The 10,237-nt window shown below is 60.7% G+C and carries 9 protein-coding genes and 2 pseudogenes; 2 read left to right on the top strand and 9 right to left on the bottom strand.

Annotated features, from left to right (window positions below; all coding sequences use genetic code 11):
• The 6 genes and pseudogenes from L867_RS28090 to L867_RS0120785 all read right to left on the bottom strand — a co-directional run.
• Nucleotides 1-366: pseudogene (locus L867_RS28090) on the bottom strand (transposase); the annotation flags it as partial.
• Nucleotides 367-714: 348 nt separating this feature from the next.
• Nucleotides 715-1,923 carry an ROK family transcriptional regulator gene (locus L867_RS0120765; protein ID WP_028738622.1) on the bottom strand — a complete coding sequence of 403 codons (1,209 nt, stop codon included), beginning with the start codon at nt 1,921-1,923 and terminating at the stop codon, nt 715-717.
• Nucleotides 1,924-2,007: 84 nt separating this feature from the next.
• Nucleotides 2,008-2,868, bottom strand: coding sequence for an ABC transporter permease (locus L867_RS0120770; RefSeq protein ID WP_028738623.1), 861 nt, complete (start codon nt 2,866-2,868; stop codon nt 2,008-2,010).
• A gap of 1 nt (nt 2,869) precedes the next feature.
• Entirely contained in the window at nt 2,870-3,727 is an 858-nt protein-coding gene (locus L867_RS0120775) for an ABC transporter permease (RefSeq protein ID WP_028738624.1), read from the bottom strand.
• A 3-nt stretch (nt 3,728-3,730) separates the two neighbouring features.
• Entirely contained in the window at nt 3,731-4,759 is a 1,029-nt protein-coding gene (locus L867_RS0120780) for an ABC transporter ATP-binding protein (RefSeq protein WP_028738625.1), read from the bottom strand.
• Between the two features lie 28 nt (nt 4,760-4,787).
• On the bottom strand, nt 4,788-6,059 hold the full coding sequence (locus tag L867_RS0120785) for an extracellular solute-binding protein (protein ID WP_051439146.1): 1,272 nt from the start codon (nt 6,057-6,059) through the stop codon (nt 4,788-4,790).
• 197 nt (nt 6,060-6,256) lie between these two features.
• On the opposite strand from L867_RS0120785, the gene L867_RS26025 reads away from it, so the two are divergent.
• Both L867_RS26025 and L867_RS0120795 read left to right on the top strand, forming a co-directional pair.
• Nucleotides 6,257-6,865, top strand: a complete 609-nt coding sequence (locus tag L867_RS26025) for a YdcF family protein (RefSeq protein WP_051439147.1) — start codon at nt 6,257-6,259, stop codon at nt 6,863-6,865.
• Between the two features lie 9 nt (nt 6,866-6,874).
• Entirely contained in the window at nt 6,875-7,351 is a 477-nt protein-coding gene (locus L867_RS0120795) for a GNAT family N-acetyltransferase (RefSeq protein WP_028738627.1), read from the top strand.
• A 59-nt stretch (nt 7,352-7,410) separates the two neighbouring features.
• Here L867_RS0120795 and L867_RS0120800 read toward each other — a convergent pair whose 3' ends face one another.
• From L867_RS0120800 to L867_RS27185, 3 genes and pseudogenes are all read right to left on the bottom strand, one after another.
• Entirely contained in the window at nt 7,411-9,468 is a 2,058-nt protein-coding gene (locus tag L867_RS0120800) for a beta-N-acetylhexosaminidase (protein ID WP_232363989.1), read from the bottom strand.
• Between the two features lie 33 nt (nt 9,469-9,501).
• Nucleotides 9,502-9,942, bottom strand: a pseudogene (locus tag L867_RS28095) (IS3 family transposase).
• Nucleotides 9,939-10,237: integrase core domain-containing protein (locus L867_RS27185; protein ID WP_156951582.1), on the bottom strand; the 299-nt coding region annotated here is incomplete at its 5' end. The gene L867_RS27185 and the pseudogene L867_RS28095, both read right to left, overlap by 4 nt.

Raw genomic sequence — 10,237 nt, forward strand, 5'->3', positions numbered from 1 at the left:
CAGACGTGAACCACCGCATCCCGCTTCACATCGGGCGTCACCATTTTTTTGAAGCGACATCCTTCAGGATCGCATTGTCCAGCATGGCTTCGGCCAAGAGCTTCTTCAGCTTGCGGGCATCGTTCAGCGGGCAAATGATTCACAGGATCATTTGCTTTTCCGCTTCACCGTCCATGCCGCCATACTTCGCGTTCGCCACTGGGCTTGAACCAGTGGCGCTTACAGCGGCTCACTATTTGTAGAAGGTTACATCCGAAATGCCGTGCTTGCGGCAGACATCGACTGTCTCTGCGCCGTTCGCCAAGGCTCACCCTGCTCCTTCAATATCCCGATGATCTGTTCTTCCGTGAACCGTGAACGCTTCATTCGTCCGCCTCCTGGCTGTGACGGACTTTACCAAAATCTGGAGGAAGTTCTGGGGCCCAGGTCACACCCCATGAACCGATCGGGGACATCTAAAGGCGAGAAACGCAAAAATCCCGCAGCGTTTAATGCTACGGGATCACAGGGATGGTTGGTTGCGGGGGCAGGATTTGGCCTATCCCGAACGATCTCCGTTATGAATGCTGGGAGATCATAGAGCGTCTGGCTTGAGGCAATGTTTTTTGGTTAGATTGCCCCAAACAAGGCTCTGTCGACTTGAACGGCCTGAGAATTGACGACCTCACGCATCGGGAACCATCGACTTGAGGCGCAATTCGCTGTTGATCCCTGTCAGGAAGCGCTCGGCGCCGGAGGCATCTGGCGCCGTTCAACAAGAGCCGTCGGCGTGAAAAGCGCGTTGTGAAGTGCATTCGTGGCGATCGCGATCGTCCCGTAGATCGTCGATCTCTGCCCGAGTGACGCCGTCTCGATCGAGAACTCACGGCGGGAGCGCGATCTGAGCGCTTCACGCGTTTCCTGAACCATCAGCGGATCACGACCAATACCCCCTCCAAAGATGATCTTTTGAGGGTCGTACATTGCCCCGATCGCAACGACCATCAGCGCGGCAATCTCCGCCGTCTCCCTGACTGCACGGCAGGCGCACGGCTCGCCCTTACGGGCCATGTCGAAGATCGCCCTGACCGTCATCCCGGGTGCGCCGCCGAGCCGTTCGAAACGCGCGGTTATGCCGCTGGCCCCGATCGCGCATTCCAGCGTGCCGCGCTCGAGACTCTCCTCGGTCGTCGGATCGGCGCCGATTGGCAGATAGGCGATTTCCCCCGCAGCCCCCGTCGACCCATGCTGCAACTTTCCATCCTGCATGACGCCAAGGCCGATGCCGGTACCCAATTGGACGAACACATTGAAAGCCGAACCGGCCGCCGCACCTTGCCATGCTTCGCCAATCAGGGCCGCCTTCACGTCGTTCTCTATGACGACATCGCAACCGAGCACGGCTTCGCAGCATGCCCTGAGGTCTATCGTCTCGGCGACGGCAACATTCGGCGCATAGCGCAGGCCGCCGGAAACAGGATCGACAACCCCGGGCGTCGCGACGGCCGCAACGGCGATTTTTGCGTAGTCTACACCCGCCTGGGAGGCGAGGGTCCTGAGCATGGATCCGACCTGCTCGATCAAGAGACCAATGTCGCGATCCACTGCCACGGCCTCGCATTCAGCGATCAATGCGCCGGTAATGTCGGCGAGCGCGAGGCGCACAGTCGAGGCCCCGACTTCGGCTCCCGCCACATAGCCGATATCGGGTGAGAGTTCGTAAGTGACCGCGTTTCGCCCGACACGTCCGCCCACCGTGCCGGTCGCCCGGACATATCCGCTTTCCTCGAGTGTGCGGATGATGTCGGACATCGTCTGTTTGGAGATACCCGTCCGTTTGGCGAGCTCGACGCGCGAGACCGGTCCCTGATGCAGCAGGACATCAACGACCGCTCGCACGGACAGTTGCCGCAGTACCGGCGGACCGTTCTCCGCAAATCCCATGAATTACCGTTCCCCGATTACCTTGAGCCGCGGCCACCAAGCGACCTGACTTCCCATGTGCTTTATGCGCTGGCCGCAGCAGGACTACAACTTCCCCATTCCGGATGCCATGACGTCGTCCCGGATGATACGGCTTGCCAGCACGAAGACCAGCAGCACGGGAAAGGCGAGGATGAGGCTTACCACCGCCGCGCTGGTGAACCGGATACCTGAGCCGTCCAGGTAGAAGAACAGCCGGACGGGAAGCGTTTCCACCAGCGGAGCACCGACGATGAAGGTCATGTCGAATTCCTGGAAACTGTCGACGAAGGTCAGCAGCCCGCCGGCAATGAAGGTCGGAACTGTGAGGGGCAGCACAAGCGACACCATGGCCGAAATCGGCGAGGCGCCAAGGGATCGCGCGGCGAGTATCAGATCCTCCGGTATGCCTTCCAGCGAAGCGCTGAGCAGGCGGATCATCAGCGGTAGGGTCCCGACAAGCTGGACCAGTACGACACCAGTCACCGTGTAGGACAGGCCGAGCCGAAGGAAGATCTGCCCCACCCCGACGGCGACGACGAGGCCCGGAACGATCAGGGGCGCCAAAACGAAAAGCTCGACCGCTCGTTTCAATCGGAAGGGAAAACGGGCGAGCGCCCAGGCCGTCGGCAACGCGGTCGCCGCGCTCAACATGGTCACCATGGCCGAGATCGCGATCGATCGCAGTGCTGCTTCACCCAGGCCACGGTCCTCGGTAACCTCCCGCCAGTGATGGAGAGTGTAGTCCTGCGGCAGCAAGGATGGCGGAAACCAGCCATCAGCAACGGACCACAGCACGATCATCATGATCGGTAGGCCGATCACGACGGACAGCGACAAGTACAGGCCCCCAGCCAGCCAGGGAGCATCCTCCGATGTGAAGGCGATACGGCGCTTGCCGTGGAATATCGTCGTCTCGCTTGTCATGTCAGGAGTTCCGTTTGGCGGTGCGCCGAGCCAACAGGCTGTCGCAGAGCAGATAGTAAGCCATCAGAACCGCCAGTGACGCCACCATCAGGATAGAACCGATTGCATAGACCAGCGGCCAGTTGGACTCGCGAAACGCCTGATACATGAGGACGGAGAGCGGCAACGGAAAGGATGCGGCAAGCACATCCGGCAGCACGAAGGATCCAATCGAGCGGATGAAGACGAGCAGCACGGCCGCCGTTATGCCGGGCATTGACAGCGGCAGCATGACGAGCGCGAAGGCCTTTAATCGCGATGCGCCGAGTGCCCGTGCGGCATGAACGAGTTCCGTCGGCACAGCAGCAAAGCTGCCAGTTATGATCAGCGTCATGAAGGGGACATCCTTCCACGCAATCGCGCCGATGACACCGATGCCCCACGGATCGCGCACCAGTCTCGGAAGCTGCAGTCCGGCGAGAGCGGCCAGACGACTGAGGAAGCCACCCTGCTCGAAGAGCGTCAGCATGGCAAACGCGATGACGATACTGGGGATCGCAAGCGGTATCTTGTAGAGCCCGTTGAACAGCTTTCTGCCGACGAAACTGCGGCTGAGCGCAAGAGACAGCGGTATCGCCACCAGGAGGTCGACGGCAATCGGCGCCAGTCCGTAGTAGAGCGAGGTGCCGAGGCCGGAAACATACCGTGGATCATGAAAGATCTTCTGGTAGGCCGCCAGCGAGAAACCCGCCTTCGGGCCAGGTATGCCCACTCCGAACGAGCCGAGAAAGGCCATGGCAAGCGGCAGCCCGAACATGGCGAGCAAGAAGCCGACACCGGGTAGGAGCAGAAGGAACAGCGCACGATTGTCTTTTGCCAAGGGTCAGGCTCCACCGTTTTCGAGAAGGTGAAGCGGCGCCAATGGCGTCAACGAAACCCGTGCCCCCGCGGGAAGCATCGCCTCCCGGCCCGTGACGCTGGCCATGACGGTTTGACCGCCGATCTCGACGCGGTAGCGGATCGAGGCCCCGAGAAACTGGGCTCCGACGACGGTGCCGGGTCCGTCCGGCAGGGCGTGCAGACAAAAGTCTTCCGGGCGGATCGAGAGATGGACCTTGCCCTTCGTGACATTGTCGGCCTTGGCGACCTGCCCCCAGGGCAGCAGGAGGTCGTCGCCATCGGCATCGGCCTTGACGATCGAGGTATGGCCCAGGAAGCGCGCGGTAAACAAGGTCTTGGGCCGGTGATAGAGGACCGCTGGAGTCCCCGTTTCGACGACACGGCCATCATTGATGACCACGATGCGATCGGACATTGCCATCGCCTCATCCTGATCGTGGGTTACATAGAGGCTTGTCGCACCGACACGACGATGCAGGTCCAGAAGTTCCTCTCGCAGGGATTCCCGAAGTTTGGCATCGAGGTTGGACAAGGGTTCATCGAACAGCAGAAGATCCGGCTGCATCACGATGGCGCGTGCCAGCGCCACGCGTTGCTGCTGGCCGCCCGAGAGCTCCTTTGGCATCCTGTCCAGATATGCGCCAAGGTTGCAGATGCGCACGGCGTGCTCGACGCGCCTTTGTTGCTCGGGCCGTGGGACGCGCTTCATACGCAGGCCGAACCTGAGGTTCCCGAGCACGGTCAGATGGGGAAACAGGGCATAGGACTGAAACACCATCGACACATTGCGGCGTTCCGGCGCATCTCGCTCAATACGCCGCCCCGACAGAACGATCTGACCCGACGTCGGCACGGTAATGCCCATCAGCATGCGCAAGAAGGTCGATTTTCCGCAGCCCGAAGGACCGAGCAGGGTGATGAACTCACCCTGCTCGACGGATAGTTCGATGGGATGAAGAGCAACGGTCCCGCCGAACCTCTTGCTTAGATCGGTTACCTCGAGATGTGCCATCACTCCCACCCTATGCGCTTTTGCTGGCTCAGAAATTCGACAGGATCTCGTCGACGTAGCCGTCGCGGATCGCGGCCATCACAGGAACGGTCGGGTAGCCGATCGCGTATTTGCGATAGATGTCTTCCGGAACCATGAACTGTGCGTCATGGGCTTCGATCGCATCGGTCAGGGCGATGTCGAGGCGTGCCGTGCGGGACGCCATGTTCTTCATCTTCCACAGCTGCGGATCATGGCCCATCGCATAGTCGATGAGGAGGAGTGCGGCCGCGACATGCTTGGCGTTGCGCGGCACGAACATGCCGTCGCCGCCGCCGTTCTGACCATTGGCCAGGAGGGTGATGCGATAGCTTTCCGGCAGCTGCTTGTCCTGCACGAAGGTGTAGGCGTAGTCTTCCCATACCGTGCCGATCGTTGCCGCATTGTTGCCCATCAAATTCTGGGTGTCGGCATTGCCATTCGTCACCTCGACCGCGGGAGTGAGTTCCATCAGATAGTCCCAGACGGGCTTGAAGCAACCGCTCTTGGCGACCCATTCATGCGCGGCGGCATCGTCCCAGCCGAAATCGCTGGACAGCTTGTCATGGCATTCCCCGGTCAGCATCGTCTGAGCCAGGCTGTAGAGAAAGTTCTCGCCGGAACCACCCTTCAGCGGTGAAGTGATTGCCACTTTCTTCGGATTGGCCTTGGCGTAGGCGAGAAGCTCGGCGAAGTCCTTCGGGACGTCTTGCGGCGCCACCAGCGAGCTGTTGTAGCCGAGACCCGTCTGGTCGCGATGAAGCGGCATGAAAGTACCGCCATGGGCGAAGCCGAAGGAATTGTGCAAAAGGTGCTGATCGTAGTTCGCTGCTTCGGGCAGGATGTCGGCGAGCGGAAGGTTGGCGATGATCGGCGTATTGCGGGTCTCCGCAGGAGTCGGGCCCGGAGCGAAATAGGCATCGGCGGGCGAGTCCTGACCGGCCTCATGGACCGCGATCAACTGCTGCTTGGCCACGTCTTCCTTCACGTCGTAGAAGTTGACACGGACGCCATACTTCTTCTCGAAGCCGGGGATGACGGCTTCCTTCCAGAAGACCGGGAAGCTGGCGGCGAAGGAATACAGGTTGATCTCGCCCTCTTCCTTGGCGATCGGCGCGAGCGTTTCGTAGAAGTTCTCGCGCGTGAGCTTCGCCGGATCGAAATCCAGGTTCTTGAGATTGAAGCTCTCGGCCGCGACGGGCTTGGTCTCTGCCATCACGCTCGTAAGCGCGGTGCTGGAAAGGGCAACGGCAAGACCGACGACATGTATGATTCTAAACACTTTTCTCTCCTGCGTTTTGGCAATATCCGAATGGGACTGGACTAAAAGTCAGGAAAGGTTACTAATTGAAGAGTGCGACAATTGCATAACACGCAGGCGCTCTTTTCATTTCCCTGTCGAATTCGGGTGGCAAAGAGCGTGAATGCCGATGCGATTGCGACGCAGCCATTTGATCAAGAATTTTCTGGACAGGATTCATGCCCCTTTCGACTATCCTCGAACCGCTCCTCGACCTGCCAATCCTGGAATATCACCCGGGTCACGCGATCCCCCGTTCCGGCCTTGACGATGTCGATGCCATCCTCGTGCTTGGCCACCAGCTCGAGCCAGACGGCAGCATGCGACCTCGTCTCGTCGCAAGACTTGAGGCAGCCCTCGCCCTCGCCGAGGAAAATCCGGCTGCACAGCTGGTTCTGACTGGTGGCAAGCTCGGGGCGCCGCGCAGCGAGGCCGAAGCGATGGCGAACTGGCTTTCCTCCAACGGAATTGCGTCATCCCGCCTGCATCTGGAGGACAAGGCGGAGGACACGCTTGAAAACGCCGCCTATTCGCTGGACTTCCTTCGACGGTTGGGATCGGAGCGCGTCGCTCTCGTTTCGACCGGTTATCATATCCGCCGCGGCCTGATGCTGCTCCAGACGCTTGCGGTTCGTCGCGGTGACAACCTCAGTTTCGTCCACCTCGCATCGGTCGACCTCGATCGCACCGTAAGTCCCACCTCCGCCTCGACGGAAGAAAAGGAACTGATGCTCGCCGACTTTGCCAGAGCGATGAAGATCGACCTTGGCCTTCATCTCGGCCGGTAGGGTGTCGTCATGGACCTGCTGGTCAAGCTCTACGATGTCGAACCCGACCACGCTCTCCGGCAAGCACTCGGGGCCGAGGGCATCAATGTCCGACGCGCCTTGGCGCCTGAACTCGATACGGTGCGTCTTTGGGTTACCTATCGCTTCAATGGGCGCTGGGCTTCCGAAGCACAGGTTGCCATGACGCGCGATCCGGGATCATGCCTGATCGCCGTCCGCCAGGGCCGGATGCTCGGCTTTGCCTGTTACGATGCCGTAGCGCTTGGAATGTTCGGGCCAATCGGCGTCGACGCGTCGATGCGGGCGAAAGGCATCGGGCGTGCCCTTCTTCTGGAGACGTTGCTGGCCATGCGGGCAAGAGGCTATGCCTATGCCGTCGTGGGCGGCGCCGGCCCACAGGACTTTTACATTCGTACCGTAGGCGCCGTTCCCGTCGAGGGTTCGGAACGAAGCGTCTACGGCGATCTCCTGAAAGCACAGGATTGAACCTTGCCTGAACCGCAGAAGAGTTTGCGCCCACCGAAACTCTATCGAGACGACCGATTCTAGAGCCGTGGACACAGCCAGGTCAGTTGCAGAAAACGATCCCAGTCCTTGCCATCGGGCGGTGTCCACGCAGCCTCGGCGATCGCCGCAAGACGCGGAAAGACGAGGTGGTTGAAATGCTCCCGCGTTTCGATGAGCTCCGACCAGATGCAGGCCTGGACGCCCCGCAGTCGGTGCCGATGAGCCTCAGGCACACCGGCACCGACCTCATGGAAATAGGCCTGCTGCAGCGACGTTGACCCTGCCCAGCTCGCGCCGGGTTCATTCCAGTCTGTGGAACACGCAATATCGAGATAATAGGCTTGCGCCGGGGTCACGATCAGATCATAGCCGCGCGCGGCGAGATCGGCGGCAATGGCCGGTGAGCGCCAGGCCATCAGGAGGGCGCCCTCCATGTCGATGCCGCCGCCATTGGCGACCTCGTCCCAGCCAACGAGCAGGCGACCGCGCCGCCGCAGCATGTCATGGATACGACGCATGAGGACCGCCTGCAGCTCGGCTGCGGTTTCAAACCCGCCCTCGACCATCATCGCGTTGGCCAAGGGCGAGGTTGCCCATGCCTCCGCTGGGACCTCATCCCCGCCGACATGGACGTGCTTTGACGGAAACAGGGCCACGACCGCATCAAGAACCGTTTCGAGGAACCGTTCGGTCGCCGGCAAGGCGGGATTGAGCGCGTTGTTGAAGAACCCTTGGGCGGACACGTACGACCGACAGGCCTCATCCGGATCGCCCAGCTCGGGCAATGCCGCAAGGACGGCGGAGCAATGCCCGGGCACGTCGATCTCGGGGACGATCTCGACGCAAAGACTCGCCGCATGCGCGACCAGCCCATCGATCTCGCGGCGACCATAGCTGCCTTCACAGCCGTCCGCCCCGTCACCAAGCACAGGCAGCAGTGGACCATCGGGATTGCGCCGACAGCCGACAGCCGCAAGCTGCGGCAAGCTCTCGATCTCCAGCCGCCAAGCTTCGTCATCGGTCAAATGCCAATGGAAAATATTCATCCGCAGATAGGCCAGGATATCGATCAGCCGCGCAATGTCGGACGGCGGATAGAAGCGTCGAGCGGTGTCGAGATGGCAACCACGCCAGGAGAACCGCGGACGGTCGGATATGTGGCCACCTTCCGGGAACCGGAAACCCTTGCCGGACCGGGCACCGCGCAGCAACTGCCCGAGCGCGACAAGCCCGGATTGGCGAGCGCCGGCATCGCCATATCGCAGCGACACCACATCGGGAGAAAAGTCGAGGCGATATTCGCCCGCGCTGAACTCCGAAGCCGACAGGAAGCGGAGCAGGCGGTCCTGCCGTTGCGGCAGAAAGGAAAAGGGGCGTTCATCGAGCGGGAAAAGTCTGTGAAAGAGAGCATCCACCCTGCCGATAGCGGCCAGATCCACGGCCGGGCTTCCCACCTCGGCGACCAGAGAGCCCGCCATCCATCTGGAAGGGTTCAACTCGACTTCTCGCGGCCAAGGCAGCAGTGCATAGGCAACTGTTTCGGCCTTGACCTCCCCCGGAAGCACCGGTTCGGGTATTTCTCGGCGCAGGTCTCCGATGTCTACATCCACACGACTGCCGTCACAAAGGCTCGCATAAGCGCTGGACACTCCCTCTCCACGATGCCTTGGCGCCCCCCCCAGACCGCCGAGCGAGAACTTCCACCGTGCGCCGGGCGCCAGCGTCAAGCCCGCCGGGGGAGCGACTTCGTGGAAATAGGCATGACGGCGCTGCAGAGTCGCATTTTCTGCATCCGGATCACCTTCGATTGCCCGCAGGCATGTAAAGGCGAGGGTGAAAACGTCCAGCGGCTCGGATCCAAGATTCGTCAACTGCAAATGGAAACGCCCGTTTTCCGCTCCAGGCGCGGGAGACCATTGACTGTCGAGCCGCAACTGACGACAGGGCCTCCCGAGAACGCATACGGCGCCGGTCTGGTCGAAGGATGGAGTGAATTCGCAGGAAGAAGAAGGATCAATCGCAGTCAAATCTCTGCTCGCATTCAAAGCCGGGACGCAACTCCTACGCCAGGTCTGTATCGGCTTCTTGACGATCACTGAATAGCCCCGAGATTTGTAGACACCCTCGGGTTAGATTTTCTGCTGTTTCTCGAACTCGACGGGTGACAGAATCCCGTTCCTGACGGGTTTGCGTCTCGGGTTGTAGAACATCTCAACGTAATCGAACACGTCCTCGCGGGCCTCATCGCGTGAACGATACACCCTGCGGCGTATCCGCTCCCGCTTCAGAAGATGAAAAATGCTCTCAGCCACGGCATTGTCGTGGCAGTTCCCTCAACGGCTCATTGAGTGAACCAGATTGTGGTGCTTGAGGAACGATGCCCAGCCCATGCTGGTGAACTGCGAGCCCTGGTCCGAATGGATCAGCACCTGGTCCTTCGGCTTGGCGTGCGAGACAGCAAACTTCTTCTTCCACTCGCAGAGAGAGTGCTGGCTGACGCCGAGCCGCTGCGAAACCTCGGCAACGGGATAGCCCCGTTCAGTGATCTTGACCTTGCCCCCAAGTTTTATCCAGTTTTGAGTTCGCTCCGGCGGTTTTGTGTTGCTGTATTAGGGGCGGTAGCGGCGGGTTGCGGTGCGGCGCCGTTCCGGCTGCGCAGTACCGCATCACGTCGCGGGTTGATGGTCTGAGCAAACTCGGCTGGTGTGAGCCAGCCGAGGCCGGAGTGTGGTCGATGATCGTTGTAGTCGTTGCACCAGGTTGAGAGCGTTGATCGGGCCTGGTTCAAGGACGAGAAGAGCGTCTCGTTCAGGAGCTCATCCCGCAGTCTGCCATTGAAGCTTTCGATGAAGGCGTTCTGGATCG

This window comes from Paenirhizobium selenitireducens ATCC BAA-1503 (genome assembly GCF_000518785.1).
Classification (GTDB): Bacteria; Pseudomonadota; Alphaproteobacteria; order Rhizobiales; family Rhizobiaceae; genus Allorhizobium; species Allorhizobium selenitireducens.